Consider the following 16,892-nt stretch of genomic DNA (forward strand, 5'->3'; position numbering starts at 1 on the left):
GTAAGATATGAGATATATTACTGCTGGTGAATCCCATGGAGAAGCATTAATTGCTGTTATTGAAGGTCTTCCTTCAAATCTTTTGATAGATGAAGAGTTTATAAATAAAGAACTTAAAAGAAGGCAAGGGGGGTATGGAAGAGGAGGAAGAATGGCAATTGAGGAAGATAAAGTTCATGTATTAAGTGGTATAAGAAACGGTAAAACTATTGGCTCACCTTTAACTTTAGAGATTATAAATAAGGATTATGAAAACTGGAAGAATAAAAAGACGCCTGAAGTGACAAGGCCTAGACCGGGTCATGCGGACCTTGCAGGAGCAATAAAGTACAATCAGAGAGATTTGAGAAATATTTTGGAACGTTCAAGTGCGAGAGAGACGGCTGCAAGAGTGGCGGTGGGAAGTGTAGCGAAATTACTCCTCAAAGAGTTAGATATATATGTGAAAAGCAAGGTTTTGGAAATAGGTGGTGTAAAGGCAGAAGAAAAGTGGAGAAGGACAATTGATGAAGCTAAATCAAAAGGAGATACCTTAGGAGGTATAATAGAGATAGTAATAGAGGGTGTGCCTGTTGGATTAGGAAGTCATGTGCAATGGGACAGAAAATTAGATGCGCTTTTAGCCTATCATGTCATGAGTGTGCAGGCGATTAAGGCTGTAGAAATAGGCTTGGGCTTTGAAGCAGCAAGAAAACCTGGCTCTTTAGTCCACGATGAAATATATTATGACGAAGAAAGAGGATTTTATAGGAAGACCAACAATGCAGGAGGAATTGAAGGTGGAATTTCAAATGGAAGTCCTATAGTTATAAAAGCTGCTATGAAGCCAATTCCTACTCTTTTAAAACCCCTTACTTCTATTGACATAAATACTAAAGAGGAAGTAAAAGCTGCTTATGAGCGTTCAGATGTGACTGCTGTTGAAGCTGCTGCCTGTGTTTTAGAAGCAGTTTGTGCTTGGGTGATTGCTGATGAATGCCTTAAAAAATTTGGCGGTGATTCAATTGAGGAACTAAAGAAAAATTATGATGCATATTTAGTATATGTAAAAAATTTTTAAATCTCCAAAATGGAGGTTATTTGACTAAAAGATTAGCAAAGGCAATCTAAAATAAATATTGACAAAAAAATAAAATAATGATAAACTAAAAAAGCGAATAAGTAGAAGCGCCCGCTTCTCACCTTTCACCGAAGGTGCAAAGGTTTCTTCAAAAGTATTTATCTTTGTTTTATTGTAAAGAAGCGGGTATTTCTATATCCGCTTTTATTTTTTCATAATTTTTAGGAGGTGCGTATTTATTAACAAAGAGCTGCAGGTCAATGAGGAAATAAGGGACAAAGAGGTAAGGCTGATTGACCAAGACGGTAAGCAAATAGGTATAATGTCGGCAAAGGAAGCTTATAAAATTGCTCAAGAGCGACATCTTGATTTGGTTAAGATTGCCCCTCAAGCCAATCCGCCCGTGTGCAAATTGATGGATTTTGGTAAGTATAGGTATGAACTTAGTAAAAGAGAAAAAGAGGCAAAGAAAAAGCAAAAGATTATAAATGTAAAAGAAATAAGGATGTCCCCGACTATTGAAGACCATGACTTTGGTGTAAAGTTAAAAAGTGCTATTAAGTTTTTAAAAGAAGGTAATAAAGTAAAAGTTACTATAAGATTTAGAGGAAGGGAAGCAGCTCACACTTCGCTGGCAGAAGACCTTTTAAAAAGGTTTGCAAATGAGCTCAGTGAGTATGGCGTTATAGAAAAAGCTCCTAATATTGAGGGGCGAAATTTAATGATGGTATTAACACCAAAAAGTTAGCAAAAATTACAGAAGGAGGATATATTTATGCCTAAAATGAAAACACATAGAGGAGCAGCAAAAAGGTTTAAAGTGTTAAAGTCAGGAAAAGTTAAAAGGTCGAGAGCTTATAAAAGTCACCTTTTGACACATAAAAATGCAAAAAGAAAAAGAAGATTGAGAAAAGCTACTTATTTGGTAGGTGCGGATGCTAAAAATATCAAACGCTTATTACCTTATTCATAATAGATTAGGAGGTTTTTAAAATGGCTAGAGTAAAATTTGGGAAAGTGACGAGGAGAAGACGCAAGAAAATATTGAAGCTTGCAAAAGGTTATTTTGGAGCTAAGAGCAAGCTTTTTAGAGTTGCCAATCAAGCAGTAATGAAATCTTTAATGTATGCTTATATTGGCAGAAAATTAAGAAAGAGAGATTTTAGAAAGCTTTGGATAACAAGAATAAATGCTGCTGCAAGAGCCCACGGAATTTCCTACAGCAGGTTTATAAATGGGCTTAAAAAGGCTGGAATAGAAATTAACAGGAAGATGCTTTCAGAAATGGCGATAAACGACGAAAAAGCCTTTGCAGAATTAGTAAATATAGCTAAGCAGCAGTTAAACGCATAAGGCCAGTTTGTATGGCCTTTTGCTTTAACTAATTTTGTAAAAGAGTGGTTGAAATGTTAATTACGAGTGAAAACAATGACCTTATAAAAAAAATAAAAAAGCTAAAAGACAAAAAGGGCCGATATGAAGAAGGGATGTTTTTTGTAGAGGGTACTACAAATGTATTGGAGGCTTTAAAAAGTGACTTTGAAATAGAGTACATAGTTATGGGGGAAGGGGTTAAAATAGATATTCCCAAAGGGGATTTTGAAATTGTACATACTACTGAAAGAATCTTTAAGAAAATAAGTGATACAGTAACTCCACAAATGGTCATGGCGATTATAAAAATACCAAAATATGTAGAAAATACTTATATAAAAGAAAAGGGTGTATATGTTATAGCAGACAATATTCAAGACCCAGGAAATTTAGGTACTATAATACGTACGGCTGATGCATTTGGAGTTAGTGCTATTTTTACTATAAATAACTGTGTGGATGTTTTTAATCCAAAGGTTTTAAGAGCCTCTATGGGTTCTATTTTTCACATTCCTGTCATAGCTGCTACTTCACAAATTTTGTTAAAACTTAAGCAAAGGGGAATAAAAGTTTTTGCAACTTACTTAAAAGCCCAAAAATTAGTTCATGAATGCAATATTTCGGATAAAGTAGCTTTTGTTTTGGGGAATGAAGCGAAAGGTGTCAGCGTTGTAGACTTGGTAGATGACTTTGTGAAAATACCTATGACAGGGGAGGCAGAGTCTTTAAATGTTTCAATCGCTGCTAGTATATTTTTATACGAATCTCAAAGGCAGAGGTTGATAAAAAATAATTAGGATGGTATAATCTTAAAAAAATATTTCAAAATGCTATGAAGGAGTAAAGTACATTATCGAAAATCACAGGGAGATAACACCGTAGACTGAGAGTGTTATCGTTAAGTAGATAATGGAAAGTTCCCTCCGGAGCAGCGTGCTGAACTAATAGTAGGCATTGCCGGTCATACCGTTATCCAAATGAGTGAGCATTTTTTATAAAATGCTAATTTAGGTGGTACCGCGGATTCTTCGTCCTATTGACGGAGGATTTTTTATTTTAACTAATACACCAAAAGAGGGGTTGGTTTAAAGATGGAAGAATTGTTGCGCAAGCTTTATGAAGATGCACAAAAAGAAATTCTGTCAGCTGATAGTTTACAGCAAATTGAAAACTTAAGAGTTAAATACTTAGGTAAAAAAGGCGAATTGACGCAAATTTTAAGGGGAATGGGAAGTTTAAAGCCTGAAGAAAGACCTGTAATTGGTCAAATTGCCAATGAAGTTAGAGAGAAAATTGAGGGTTTACTCACAGAAACAAAAAATAAAATTGCCCAATTAGAAAAAGAAAAGAGGATAAAAAGTGAGTACATAGACATAACTATGCCGGGTAAACCTTATGAGTACGGTCACAAACATCCCATGACACAAGTATTGGATGAAATTAAAAAGATATTTTTAGGATTAGGCTTTTCTATTGCAGAAGGGCCAGAAATAGAGTTTACTTATTACAACTTTGAGGCATTAAATACTCCAGAGGACCATCCAGCGAGAGACTTACAGGATACCTTTTATGTGACTTCTGATATACTTTTGAGGACTCAAACATCCCCGGTACAAGTAAGGACTATGGAGAAAAATAAGCCTCCAATAAGGGTTATATCTCCTGGAAGGGTTTATAGGTCTGATGAGATAGATGCAACTCACTCTCCAGTATTTCATCAGATGGAAGGGCTTGTAGTAGATGAAGGAATAACAATGGGAGATTTAAAAGGAGTTTTAAATATATTTGCGAAGAAATTTTTTGGGGAAGACACTCAAACCAAATTTAGACCTCATTATTTTCCCTTTACAGAACCCAGTGCAGAAATGGACGTGAGCTGTTTTGCTTGTGGTGGAAAAGGTTGTAGAGTTTGCGGTTATACTGGTTGGATTGAAATTTTAGGTGCAGGCATGGTACATCCTAATGTTTTGAGAATGTCTGGTATTGATCCTGAAAAATACAGTGGATTTGCTTTTGGATTGGGGATAGATAGGATTACAATGCTGAAATACGGAATAGAAGATTTGAGACTTCTTTTTGAAAATGATTTAAGGTTTATACAACAGTTTTAAAGGGGTGGTCGTATGTTAGTGTCACTTTCGTGGTTGAAAGAGTTTGTTGACATAGATGAAGATGCGAAAGCTATTGCTGAAGGCCTTACTATGTCAGGGTCAAAGGTAGAGACTATAACAAGTTATGGGAAAGAAATTTCAAATGTGGTGGTAGGGAAAATTATTTCATTAGAAAAGCACCCTAATGCTGATAAATTGTTAGTTGGTATTGTAGATGTAGGCACTGAAAAACTACAAATTGTAACCGGAGCACAAAATATTAAAGTGGGGGATTACATACCAGTAGCACTTCATGGCGCAACTCTTCCTGGAGGAGTTAAGATAAAAAGAGGCAAATTAAGAGGAATAGAATCCAATGGCATGATGTGTTCTGCTGAAGAGCTAGGACTTGATGAAAGCCTGCTGCCAGAATATCAAAGAAACGGAATTTTTATATTACCACCTTTTCCATTAGGAATGGATATAAATGAAGCTCTTCAGCTAAAAGACGATGTATTGGAATTTGAGATAACGCCCAACAGACCTGATTGTTTGTCAATGGTAGGAATAGCGAGAGAGGTAGCTGCGACTTTTAAGAAAAAATTTAAAATGCCAGTGGTAGAAGTTAATGAAAGCGAAAAACAAAATCCTGCAAAAGTGACTATTGAGGCTACGGATTTATGCTTTAGATATGTGGCAAGGGTCGTTAAGAATGTGAAGATAGGTCCTTCTCCTATGTGGATGCAGATGCGTCTTTTGAAAGCGGGAATAAGACCTATAAATAACGTGGTGGATGTTACAAACTATGTGATGTTAGAATTAGGTCAGCCCTTACACGCTTTTGATTTGGACAAAGTTGAAAACAAGCATATAATTGTGAGAAGGGCAAAAGAAGGAGAAAAATTAGTTACATTGGATGGAAAAGAGAGAACTTTAGACAGCTCAATGTTGGTTATTGCTGATGAGAAGGAAGCTATAGGTTTGGCAGGTGTAATGGGAGGAGAAAATACGGAGATAACTGACACTACTGTAAATATTTTAATAGAAAGTGCTAATTTTAAAGGAAGCAATATAAGGCATACTTCTAAGAAATTGGGTTTAAGAAGTGAAGCTTCTTCAAGATTTGAAAAAGGTTTAGACCCAGAGATTACAGTTTTAGCTTGTGAAAGAGCAGCACAGCTTATGGAAAAATACTGTGGTGGTACAGTTTTAAAAGGGCTTGTGGACGAGTATCCAAAGCCAATTGAAAAAACAGTTTTAACTGTAAATCCTCACAGGATTAATAGATTTTTAGGCACAGAGCTTCCGACATCTCAAATGATTGAAATATTGGAGTCTTTAGAGTTTAAAGTTCTACAAAAAGGCGATGACCTTGAGATAACAGTTCCGCATTTTCGCAGAGATGTGACAATGGAGGCAGACATTGCAGAAGAAATAGCGAGGTTATTTGGATACAACAACATACAAGATAGCTTAATGAAAAACGCTCAAACGACATTGGGGGCAATGACAAAAGAACAGGAATTAGAGGAAAAAATAAAAGAAGTGCTGTTGGTTTGCGGATTGAATGAAATAGTTACGATATCTTTTATGGGAAGCAAAGACTTAGATAAAATCAATGTGCCTTTAGACAGTCCATTGAGGAAAGCAGTTAAAATTATAAATCCTTTGGGAGAAGACCAAAGCCTTATGAGAACTACTCTACTGCCTTTTATATTGAATGTAGCTTATACCAACTATAGTAGAAAAGTACAAGATTTCAAAGTTTTTGAAATATCTAAAGTCTTTATGCCAAAAGAATTACCCTTAAAAGAATTACCACAGGAAATAAAGACTATTGCAATAGGAATGTACGGGAAAGATGTGGATTTTTACTCATTAAAAGGAGTAATAGAAGCACTTTTTGAAGTAATGGGTATAAAAGGAGTAGAATATGTAAGGGCAGAAGATCCTTCCTATCATCCAGGAAGGTCTGCAAAAATTCTCCTAGGTGACGAAACATTAGGTATATTTGGAGAGATACACCCTGATGTTTTAGAAAATTACGACATACCTGTTAGAGTCTACGGTGGAGAAATAAACTTAGATAAAGTAATACAATATGCTAATGTAGAAAAGAGGTACATGCCTCTTCCCAAGTATCCAGCTGTAGAAAGGGATATAGCAGTTTTGGTAGATAGAGATATTTTTGTAAAAGATGTGGAAAAAGTTATACTTGAAACAGGAGGAAAACTTATAGATAAAGTCGAATTGTTTGACGTCTATAAAGGTCCTAACATCCCTGAAGGCAAAAAAAGCGTTGCTTTCTCTATCTGGTATAGGTCTTATGAAAGGACTTTGACAGATGAAGAGGTAAATGTAATTCACAACAACATTGTAGAGGCTCTTGACAAAAAATTAGGAGCCAAATTAAGATAAAAAAGGCAATTTTACAGCCTTTTTTATCTTTTATCTTAATTAAGAAGGAAATTGCACTTTAATGTAGAAGTAAATAAAATAACAAAAGATTAAGGGGATGTTTTTGTGGAGTTAAATAAAGTTACCGTGATTATCAATGGGAATGAATATATTTTAAAATCTGATTATCCTGAAGAGCATGTAATAAAACTTGCCAATTATGTAGACAATGTAATTAAAGAATTGCTCCAAAACTACGTAAAGTTATCACAAATGCAACTACTACTTTTGTCGTCTTTAAATATTGCAGATGAACTTTTTATTGCAAAAGAAGAAAATAATGCTATCAAAAAGGAATTGCTTTCTTTAAAAGCAGAATTAGAAGAAAAAAATCGCTATATAAAACAATTAGAGGAGGAGCTTACTAAAACTAAACAACAGCTTTTAGAGACAGAGGAAGAGTTTCGGCAGTTTATAGAAACTTTTGATGAAGAAAAGTAAAGGTGATTGGATGAAAAAAGTTGAATTATTAGCTCCAGCAGGAGATTATGAGGCTTTAACGAGTGCAGTTAATGCAGGATGCGATGCAGTGTATCTAGGAGGAAAAAATTTTGGTGCAAGAGCTTATGCAACCAATTTTGACTATAATGATTTAAAATCTGCTGTAGAATTCTGCCATTTAAGAGATGTCAAGGTATACGTTACTGTAAATACCCTTGTAGCGAATGAAGAATTTGAAAAGCTGGTGAACTATTTAGATTTTTTGTATTCTATAGGTGTTGATGCAGTTATAGTGCAGGATATGGGAGTATTAAAGTTTTTACGAGAAAATTATCCTGATTTAAAAGTTCATGCCAGTACTCAAATGACAGTTCATAATTTAGAAGGAGTACAAGAATTAGCTCAAAAGGGAGTTTCACGGGTTATTTTATCAAGAGAGCTCACATTAAAGGAAATAAAGGATATAGTTCAAAATTCTAACATTGAAATAGAAGTTTTTGTTCATGGAGCTCTCTGCGTCAGTTATTCCGGACAGTGCTTTATGAGTAGTATACTAGGAGGAAGAAGCGGAAACAGGGGAAGATGTGCACAACCCTGCCGTTTAAAGTATTCTCTTGTAGATAAAGAGGGAAAAGTTTTAGAAAAGGATTTACACCTTTTGAGTATGGCGGATTTATGTACTATAGAACATATACCAAAACTCATTGAGGCGGGAATCACTTCTTTTAAAATAGAAGGTAGGATGAAAAATGCCGAGTACGTCGCTTCGGTTGTAAAAGCCTACAGAGAAGCTATTGACAGTTTTTATGAGAGCAAAGCTTTTGATTCAGGTAAAGCTATAGAAGAGATGTCTCGAATTTTTAATAGAGGATTTTCTACTGGCTATCTTTTTGGAGTTAAACCCTCTAAAATGAGTTATATTTCCCCTAAAAACACGGGAGTTGCTGCTGCAGAAGTGATAAGTGTAACTTCAAAAACTTCAAGACTGAGGCTTTTAAGGGATATTGCAAAAGGTGATGGAATTTCTAATGAAAAAGGAGAAAAAGGACAAAAAGTTGAAATAATATTTAAAAATGGGAAGAAGGTAGATAGAGCTTATGAAGGAGACATAATAGAACTACCTCTTAAGTTTTATGTAAAAGAAGGAGAAATATTAAATAAAACTTATGATGTATTGTTAAATGACAAGCTGAAAAACTTACTTTCTAAAAAGATTCCTATAAAAATTTATGCGGAGTTAAAAAAGGACAAACCTTTGTATATAAAGATACAAGAAGGAATTCATACAGTAGAAGTTTATAGTGATGAAATAAGTCAGATAGCAGAAAAAGTTTCTATTGAGGAAGATTTTTTGAAGGATAAACTTACTCAAATAAATGACACAGCCTTCTACGTAGAAGAAATAGAAGTAGTAGTTGAAAAAGGCCTTTACATGTCTGTAAAGGGAATAAAAGAGGCGCGAAGAAAAGCAATAGAAATGTTAGAAAAGAAAAAGTTAGAGTATTACAGAAGAGAAGAAAAACACACCTTTTTTAGTCTACTTCCTTTTAAAGAGAAAAAGGAAAAAGTGAGTTTAACTTTTTATACTGATAAAGTTGAGCACTTGAAGATAGCCAGCCAATTGGGTATAGAATACGTCTATTTCAATTACAAGCTTGATATAAAACTTTTAAAAAAAGGTTTAGAACTGACAAAAGATTCAAAGACAACGGTTATACCTGCTTTTCCTTCTATATTGAGGGAAGAGATAAAAAGAATAAAGCCTCAATTAGAATTTTTACAAGATATGGGGATAAACAAAATTTTGGTTTCAAATTTAGGGCTTTATCATATTGCAAAAAATTATGACTTTGAGATATTTATAGATTATCCTTTAAATATTTTCAACAATTTAGCTGTAGATTACGTTAAACCTTACGCTGTGACTTTATCTTATGAACTTACGCTGGAGCAGATTAAAGATATTGCCAAAAGAAGTGATGTAAAATTTGAAGCTTTAATATACGGTAGACTGCCTCTTATGACAATGGAATATTGTCCAATAAGGAATTTAGTAGGCTGTGACAGAGAAAGGTGTGAAAAAGGTTATTATTTTCTAAAAGACAGAAAAGGCAAATTAATGCCTCTTAAAAGCAATGGTTTTTGCAGGATGCAGATTTTAAACGCAGATGTGCTTTTAATGTTAAGCATAAAGGAGCTTAAACAAGCTGGACTTTCTTTTTTGAGGATACATGATACAATAGAAGAAGATGAAGAAATAGAGAAAGTTTTAAAAATGCATATTGAAGCTTTAAAAGGGAATGAAATTGAAATTTTAGAAGGAAAATATACAAAAGGACATTTTTACAGAGGAGTTTTGTGATGGTGAGGGGAATTAATAGTAGAGCAATAAAAAGTCTTGAATTTGACAAGATAGTGGAGTTTATTGTTGGCTATTGTGATTCGGATTTAGGCAAACAAAAAGCTTTAGATATTGTCATAAAAAAAGACATAGAGGAAATAGAGAGGGAATTAGATTTACTGAATGAGGCAATTAGCTTTATTTCCTCCTATGGAGGTATTTCTTTTGCTTTTGAGGACATAAGGGATTATATAAAAAAAGCACAAATAGATTCCGTGCTTTATAACCAAGAGCTTTTAAAGATAAAGAAATTTCTTAACTTGGTAAGCCAAATAAAAGGCTATTTTAAAAATCTTCAAGAAAGTGATAGATTTGTAAGGTTAAAAGAATATGATAAAAAAGTCTTACCGATAAAAAATTTGGAAAAAAGGATTGAAAATATAATAATTTCAGAAGATGAAATAGCAGATGATGCTTCTCCAATGCTTAAAGCTTTAAGAAGGCAGAAATTGAGCATAAATGAAAAAATAAGGGCGACATTGAATTCAATAATTTCTACACGTCAAAAAGAATTGCAAGAGCCTATTATAACTGTAAGACAGGGAAGATACGTTGTACCTGTAAAACAAGAATATCGCAGCACTTTTAAAGGTATCGTCCACGACCAATCCTCCAGTGGTGCTACTCTTTTTATTGAACCTATGCAAGTGGTTGACTTAAACAACGAATTGAGACAAGTGGAATTAAAAGAGAAGCAGGAGATACAGAGAATACTTTTTGAACTTTCTCAAGAGGTCAAAAAGTATTCACAAATTTTATTTAATGACATTGAAATAGTTTCAGAATTAGATTTTATATTTGCTAAGGCTAAATATTCTTTAAAGCTAAAAGCTGTAAGGCCAGAGCTAAACACAATGGGATATATTAATTTAAAAAAAGCAAGGCATCCTCTCATAAATCAGGAAGTAGTTGTTCCTATAGATATACATATAGGAAAGCAATTTAATACTTTAGTCATTACTGGTCCTAATACCGGTGGGAAAACTGTAACTTTAAAAACAGTGGGACTTTTAACTTTAATGGCAATGGCGGGGCTTAATATTCCTGCGGAAGAAAAGTCACAGGTTTCAATATTTGAGGAAGTTTTTGTGGATATAGGAGATGAGCAGAGTATTGAACAAAGCTTAAGCACTTTTTCTTCTCATATGACGAATATTGTAAGTATACTCCAAAAAGTAAACAAAAATTGCCTTGTTTTGTTAGATGAATTAGGGGCAGGTACAGATCCTATAGAAGGTGCTGCTTTGGCTATGAGTATTCTCGATACCTTGCATAAGATTGGTGCGAAGACAATAGCCACTACTCATTATAGTGAGCTAAAGCAGTATGCCTTAAAAATTCCAGGAGTAGAAAATGCCAGTGTGGAATTTGATGTTGAAACTTTAAAGCCTACTTATAAACTTATAATAAGCCTTCCTGGCAAAAGCAATGCCTTTGAAATATCTAAAAGATTGGGACTTCCTCAGCAAATAATAGAAAATGCGAGAAAGTATATTTCAGGAGAAGCTTTAAAATTTGAAGACATAATTGCAGACGTCGAAAGTAAACGAAGGGAATTGGAAAAGGCAAATCACGAAATAGCTTTTTTAAAGAAAGATGTGGAAATTTTAAAAGAGGAATTAGAAAAAGAAAAGAAAAAATTGCAAAGTGAAAGGGATAAAATATTAAAAGAGGCGAAAGAAAAGGCGAGGAAAATAATACAAGAAGCGAAATTTACTGCTGAAGAAATAATCAAAAAGATAAGAGAGGCAGAAGAAAGCACACAAAATAAAGACAGGATAATACAAGAAGTAAGAGAAGAATTAAAGAAAAATTTAGAAGAATTAGAAGAAGAAGTTTTAAAGCCTAAAGAGGCTCACTACAGCAGAATCCCTGATAATTTAAAAGAGGGACAGACAGTCTATATAGTACCTTTGGACCAAAATGGGATTGTACTTTCTCTTCCTGACAAATCGGGAAATGTAGAAGTGCAGGCAGGAATTTTAAAGATGACAGTTCATATAAGTAATTTGAGGGTAGCAGAGGAGAAAGAAGAGGAGGAAGTAAAAAAAGGCTACAGCAAATTTGTACACGAAAAGTCTCAATCTATAAGCACTTCCATAGATGTAAGAGGTAAAAACCTTGACGATGCTTTATTAGAGGTGGAAAAATATATAGACGATGCTTATTTAGCTGGACTTAAGGAGGTGACAATTATTCACGGACGTGGTACAGGGGTGTTAAGGACAGGGATATCACAATTTTTAAGAAGCAATAAGCATGTTAAATCTTTTAGATTAGGTAAATACGGTGAAGGAGGAGACGGTGTTACAATAGTAGAATTAGCCAATAAATAGGGGATGGTAAAATGTATTTGGTAAGTGCTTGTCTTGCCGGAGTTAACTGTAAATACGATGAAGGAAACAATGAAAAAGAAGAAATAAAAAAATTAGTAGAAGAAGGAAAGGCTATTTTAGTTTGCCCTGAGCAATTAGGTGGACTTCCAACTCCGCGTCTACCTTCTGAGATAAAAGGTGATAAGGTTTTTAACATTGAAGGAGAAGAGGTTACAGAATATTTCTATAGAGGAGCCTATGAGACTTTAAAAATTGCTAAAATGTATAAAATAAAGGAGGCAATTTTTAAGGCTAAAAGCCCCTCTTGCGGCTGTGGAGAAATTTACGATGGCACTTTTTCGGGAAATTTGATAGAGGGAGATGGAATTACCACAAGTATTTTAAAGGGAAACGGGATATCTGTTATGACAGAACATGATTTTTATAAAAAAATAAAAAAGGAGTAACCAAAACACCTCATCTAACATAAAATGTAGGGGAGGTGTTTTGCTTGAAAAGGAAAAAATGGGGACTGAGGCGGGTTAATTCGTTTTACATATATTTGATTTACATAGCTGTTTTATTTGTGATTTTATACTATTTTACAGAATATCGATTAAAACCGGCTATTATAGCAGCAAGTGAAACTTTAGCAAAAGAAACAGCTGTAAATACTATAAATGATGCATTAAATGAAAAAGTATTAAAAGGAATAGAGTATAAAGATTTAATTTATGTAAGAACAGATAACAATGGAAAAGTGTCAATGTTACAGGCAAATACTATTGAAATGAACTTGTTAGCTTCTAAGATTACAAAAGAAGTAAAAGAAAATTTAAATAATTTAGGTCCTCTCTATGCTAAAATTCCTTTAGGTTTAGTTTTTTCTACTGATTTATTCGCTAATACAGGGCCCCGGATAAAAGTAGGGCTTTTGCCAGTTGGAGCGGTAGATGTTGATTTTAGCTCACAGTTTGAACCAGCTGGAATAAATCAAACAAGGCATAGGATATATTTAGATATTCAAACTACGATACGAATAATTGCGCCTTTAGCCTCAGAAAAAATAACTGTTACACTTCACATGCCTATTGCAGAAAGTATAATAGTTGGAGATGTGCCTTCAAGCTATGTGGATGTAAATGGAGATAAATTTACAATTCCTGTGCCTCAATCTCCAAATTCAAATATAGAAATACAAAAATAACTATTGAATTTTTTTGATAATGTGATATAATAAAAAACGTGTGATGAGTGGGGGTGTAGCTCAGTTGGGAGAGCACCTGCCTTGCAAGCAGGGGGTCAGGAGTTCGAATCTCCTCATCTCCACCAATTAAAGATAAAGATTACCCGAGAAGGGTATTTTTTTTTTGCTTTCTTATAACTTAGCAATTTTTTCTTTAAAATGCAGGATTTTTTTGTTTTTTGTCGAATTATTAAAAAGATGGTGCTCAAAGAGGTGAATTAAATGAATGCCAATGTAGAAGTCACTTATAAAAAACGATTGGATAATATTGTAGAAAAAACAATAGAAGTAATTGAAAGCAGTAAAGAACAAATTTTTGATATTTTAGAAAAAGCAAAAGAAGAGGCGAGAAGATTAGAAGCGCAATTAGAAGAACTGAAAATCCAAGTTATAAATGTCATAAAAGAAGTAGAGCTGTGTGAAAGGAAAGAAAAAAAGTGCAGGCTAAAACTCGCATTTGTAAGTAAACAATTTGGGCACCTATCTGAACAAGCTATAAGAGAAGCTTATGAAGAGGCAAAAGAGGCTCAAATAGAGTTAGCGTTAAAAAGGCGGGAGGAAAAAGAATTAATAGAAAAAAGAAACGAACTGGAGAGGAAACTTGTAGACAATAAGGCTATTATAGAAAAAGCTGAAAAGCTTGTTTCTCAAATTAATGTAGCTCTCAATTATTTAAATAGGGATTTAAAAAAAATGAATACTCAATTAGAGCAATTGAAAGACAAACGAGCTTTGAGTGTAAAAATTATTGAAGCACAGGAAGAGGAACGAAAAAGAATTGCAAGGGAGATTCACGATGGCCCTGCGCAAGCGATGGCAAACGTGTTATTGAAATCTGAACTTTGTGAAAAATTGATAACCAAAGATATTGAACAGGCGAAAATAGAACTTAAAAATCTAAAAAATATTGTACAACAATCTCTAAAAGAAGTAAGGAAAATAATATATGACTTAAGACCTTCTGCTCTTGATGATTTAGGTCTTATTCCAGCACTATCCAGGTATATAAAAAATTTTTCGGAGGAGACAGGCATATTTGTAGATTTTAGTGTTTTGTCGGATTACAAGAGACTTAGTCCCGAGATTGAAATAACTTGTTTTAGAGTAGTACAAGAGGCTCTTACAAATATAAAAAAACATTCCAAGGCAAAAAATGCCTCTGTTAAATTTGAGTTTGGCATGCGATTTATCAGCATAATTATCAAAGACGATGGCATTGGATTTGATAAAGAAAATATTGGGCAAGGATATGGTCTGATGGGCATGAGGGAAAGAATAGAAATTTTAAACGGTAAATTTGAAATAAGCAGTTTTAAAAATAATGGTACTCAAATTTATATTTCTATACCTGTAAGGGGTGTTGAGGATGATCAGATTGTTGGTGGCTGATGACCATGCTTTGATAAGAAAAGGGTTAGTCCAGCTTATTGAAATGGAAAAAGATATAAAAGTTATCTCTCAGGCTTCGAATGGGGAAGAGGCTTATAAACTTGCAAAGAAATTTATGCCTGATTTAATACTTATGGATGTGAATATGCCTGTGATGAATGGTATAAAGGCAGCAAAAATGTTAAAAGAAGAAAAACATCCAAGTAAAGTGTTGTTTTTAACTATTTACAATGATAGGGAGTATCTTTTGGAAGCGCTTAAATTAGGAGTAGAAGGGTACATATTAAAGGATGCGGAATATGACGATTTAATAAAAGCAATAAAGACTATTTACAATGGAGGAGTTTATATTCATCCTTCTTTAATGGAAGAAATAGATAACATAGATCAGGAAACCTTGAAAAAAGACCTAACACCAAGGGAAATAGAAATTCTCAAACTTATTTCTAAAGGGTATAGCAATAAAGAAATTGCACAAAAACTATTTTTAAGCGAGAAAACTGTCAAGAACCATGTTTACAATATTTTTAAAAAATTAGATGTGAAGGACAGAACTCAAGCTGCTATTTATATGCTTAAAAATGAGACGATTTTACAGAACTAATTATTTTTAAGGTTAAATTTGACTTTTATACAAAAAAAGCGTATCATATTGTTGATACACAGTGTCATTCATACAAAAAACCACGGGGGGTAATTTCATTGGAAGATAAAGATTTAAAGGAAATTGAAAAGCGTTTGGGTTACAAAAACGTAGATGCATGGACAAAAATTTCTGATGAAGAAAAAGAAAAAGTTTATCAGTTTGCAGAAGACTACAAAGACTTTATGGCACAATGTAAGACGGAAAGAGAAACGGCAGAGAAAATTATAGAAATAGCAGAAAAGAATGGCTTTATCAATATTGAAAAAGTTACAAATTTAAAGCCGGGCAGCAAAGTGTATTACAACAACAAAGGGAAATCAGTAGTTTTAGCTGTAATTGGTAAAGAGTCAATGCAAAAGGGGATAAAGGCGGTAGCATCCCATATTGATTCTCCGAGAATTGACCTAAAGCCTAATCCAATGTATGAAGATGGCGGCTTGGCTTTATTTAAAACCCATTACTATGGCGGTGTTAAAAAATACCAGTGGGTGACAACTCCTTTGGCTCTCCATGGAGTAATTGTCAAAGCAAACGGTGAGAAGATAAACATTGTAGTGGGAGAAGATGAAAATGACCCTGTCCTTTATATAACAGATTTATTGCCTCACTTAGGTAAAGACCAGATGGAGAAAAAAGCAGCAGAAGTGGTTACAGGAGAAGCATTAAATGCTGTAATTGGAAGCATTCCTCTTTCTGAGGAAGTCAGCGTGAAACCCAATATTTTGAAATATTTAAATGAAAAATTTGGCATAGTGGAAGAAGACTTTTTAAGTGCTGAGTTAGAATTAGTGCCTGCCTATAAGCCTCGCGATATAGGTTTTGATAGAAGTATGATTGGGGCTTATGGTCAAGATGACAGGGTTTGCGCTTATACTTCTTTAAGAGCTATTCTTGAGCTTGAGGTGCCAGAGAGGACGGCTGTTGCGATATTCGCTGATAAAGAAGAAATTGGAAGTATGGGCAATACTGGTTTTCAATCAAGATTTTTCGAAAATGCTATTGCAGAAATATTAGAAAAATACGAAGGAAATACAGATATCAAATTGAGAAGGGTTTTAGCTAATTCTGAACTGCTATCTGCTGATGTAAATGCTGCATTTGATCCTACTTATCCAGAAGTCAGTGAAAAGCAAAACACTGCTTATTTAGGAAAAGGCGTATGCATTACTAAATACACTGGTTCAAGAGGAAAAGCAGGGTCAAATGATGCAAATGCTGAGTTTGTCGGCAAAGTGAGAAAACTCTTCAATGAAAATGGAGTAGTATGGCAGACAGGTGAGCTGGGCAAAGTTGACATGGGAGGCGGCGGCACAGTAGCACAGTTTGCAGCGAATTACGGCATGGAGGTTTTAGACTGCGGTGTTGCTCTTTTAAGCATGCATGCTCCTTATGAACTGTCTTCTAAAGTGGATGTGTATATGGCTTATAAAGCTTATAAAGTGTTTATGGAAAAAGATTAAATCCGGGAAAACC

At 34.2% G+C, this 16,892-nt stretch carries 15 protein-coding genes, 1 tRNA gene and 2 other annotated features; all 16 genes read left to right on the plus strand.

What is annotated here, in order from left to right:
- Positions 1-7: 7 nt before the first annotated feature.
- Positions 8-1,060: a chorismate synthase gene (locus THEBR_RS03935; protein ID WP_012269167.1), complete on the plus strand. Its 1,053-nt coding sequence runs from the start codon at positions 8-10 to the stop codon at positions 1,058-1,060.
- Between the two features lie 93 nt (positions 1,061-1,153).
- Positions 1,154-1,276: a sequence feature (ribosomal protein L20 leader region), on the plus strand.
- A complete protein-coding gene (gene infC, locus THEBR_RS03940; protein WP_004401900.1) occupies positions 1,257-1,808 on the plus strand; it encodes a translation initiation factor IF-3 in 552 nt (183 codons plus the stop codon). Its footprint overlaps the feature before it by 20 nt.
- A 27-nt stretch (positions 1,809-1,835) precedes the next feature.
- A complete protein-coding gene (gene rpmI, locus THEBR_RS03945; RefSeq protein WP_004401892.1) occupies positions 1,836-2,033 on the plus strand; it encodes a 50S ribosomal protein L35 in 198 nt (65 codons plus the stop codon).
- 20 nt (positions 2,034-2,053) lie between these two features.
- Complete coding sequence (gene rplT / locus THEBR_RS03950; RefSeq protein ID WP_003871005.1) at positions 2,054-2,413, plus strand: 50S ribosomal protein L20; 360 nt, start codon at positions 2,054-2,056, stop codon at positions 2,411-2,413.
- 53 nt (positions 2,414-2,466) lie between these two features.
- A complete protein-coding gene (locus THEBR_RS03955) occupies positions 2,467-3,231 on the plus strand; it encodes a TrmH family RNA methyltransferase (protein ID WP_003867241.1) in 765 nt (254 codons plus the stop codon).
- A 26-nt stretch (positions 3,232-3,257) separates the two neighbouring features.
- Positions 3,258-3,473: a binding site (T-box leader), on the plus strand.
- A gap of 52 nt (positions 3,474-3,525) precedes the next feature.
- Complete coding sequence (pheS, locus tag THEBR_RS03960) at positions 3,526-4,545, plus strand: phenylalanine--tRNA ligase subunit alpha (protein WP_004401887.1); 1,020 nt, start codon at positions 3,526-3,528, stop codon at positions 4,543-4,545.
- Positions 4,546-4,557: 12 nt separating this feature from the next.
- Positions 4,558-6,942: a phenylalanine--tRNA ligase subunit beta gene (gene pheT, locus THEBR_RS03965; protein WP_012269168.1), complete on the plus strand. Its 2,385-nt coding sequence runs from the start codon at positions 4,558-4,560 to the stop codon at positions 6,940-6,942.
- Between the two features lie 105 nt (positions 6,943-7,047).
- Complete coding sequence (locus THEBR_RS03970) at positions 7,048-7,422, plus strand: cell division protein ZapA (protein WP_012269169.1); 375 nt, start codon at positions 7,048-7,050, stop codon at positions 7,420-7,422.
- A 10-nt stretch (positions 7,423-7,432) separates the two neighbouring features.
- Positions 7,433-9,784: a U32 family peptidase gene (locus tag THEBR_RS03975; RefSeq protein ID WP_012269170.1), complete on the plus strand. Its 2,352-nt coding sequence runs from the start codon at positions 7,433-7,435 to the stop codon at positions 9,782-9,784.
- On the plus strand, positions 9,784-12,159 hold the full coding sequence (locus THEBR_RS03980; protein ID WP_009052574.1) for an endonuclease MutS2: 2,376 nt from the start codon (positions 9,784-9,786) through the stop codon (positions 12,157-12,159). Before THEBR_RS03975 ends, THEBR_RS03980 begins: the two co-directional genes overlap by 1 nt.
- Positions 12,160-12,170: 11 nt before the next feature.
- The gene (locus THEBR_RS03985; RefSeq protein WP_009052573.1) at positions 12,171-12,605 is read left to right on the plus strand and encodes a 2-thiouracil desulfurase family protein; all 435 of its coding nucleotides are present in this window, start codon (positions 12,171-12,173) and stop codon (positions 12,603-12,605) included.
- A gap of 44 nt (positions 12,606-12,649) precedes the next feature.
- Positions 12,650-13,345 carry a sporulation protein YunB gene (yunB, locus tag THEBR_RS03990; protein ID WP_003867250.1) on the plus strand — a complete coding sequence of 232 codons (696 nt, stop codon included), beginning with the start codon at positions 12,650-12,652 and terminating at the stop codon, positions 13,343-13,345.
- 49 nt (positions 13,346-13,394) lie between these two features.
- A tRNA-Ala gene (locus THEBR_RS03995) sits at positions 13,395-13,470 on the plus strand.
- A gap of 136 nt (positions 13,471-13,606) precedes the next feature.
- The gene (locus THEBR_RS04000) at positions 13,607-14,773 is read left to right on the plus strand and encodes a sensor histidine kinase (protein WP_013570796.1); all 1,167 of its coding nucleotides are present in this window, start codon (positions 13,607-13,609) and stop codon (positions 14,771-14,773) included.
- A complete protein-coding gene (locus tag THEBR_RS04005) occupies positions 14,751-15,377 on the plus strand; it encodes a response regulator (protein WP_012268762.1) in 627 nt (208 codons plus the stop codon). The genes THEBR_RS04000 and THEBR_RS04005 overlap by 23 nt, the downstream gene beginning before the upstream one ends.
- 98 nt (positions 15,378-15,475) lie before the next feature.
- Positions 15,476-16,879 carry an aminopeptidase gene (locus tag THEBR_RS04010; RefSeq protein ID WP_012269171.1) on the plus strand — a complete coding sequence of 468 codons (1,404 nt, stop codon included), beginning with the start codon at positions 15,476-15,478 and terminating at the stop codon, positions 16,877-16,879.
- Positions 16,880-16,892 lie beyond the last annotated feature (13 nt).

The sequence above is a fragment of the Thermoanaerobacter brockii subsp. finnii Ako-1 genome, assembly GCF_000175295.2.
In the GTDB taxonomy this organism is placed as follows: Bacteria; Bacillota; Thermoanaerobacteria; order Thermoanaerobacterales; family Thermoanaerobacteraceae; genus Thermoanaerobacter; species Thermoanaerobacter pseudethanolicus.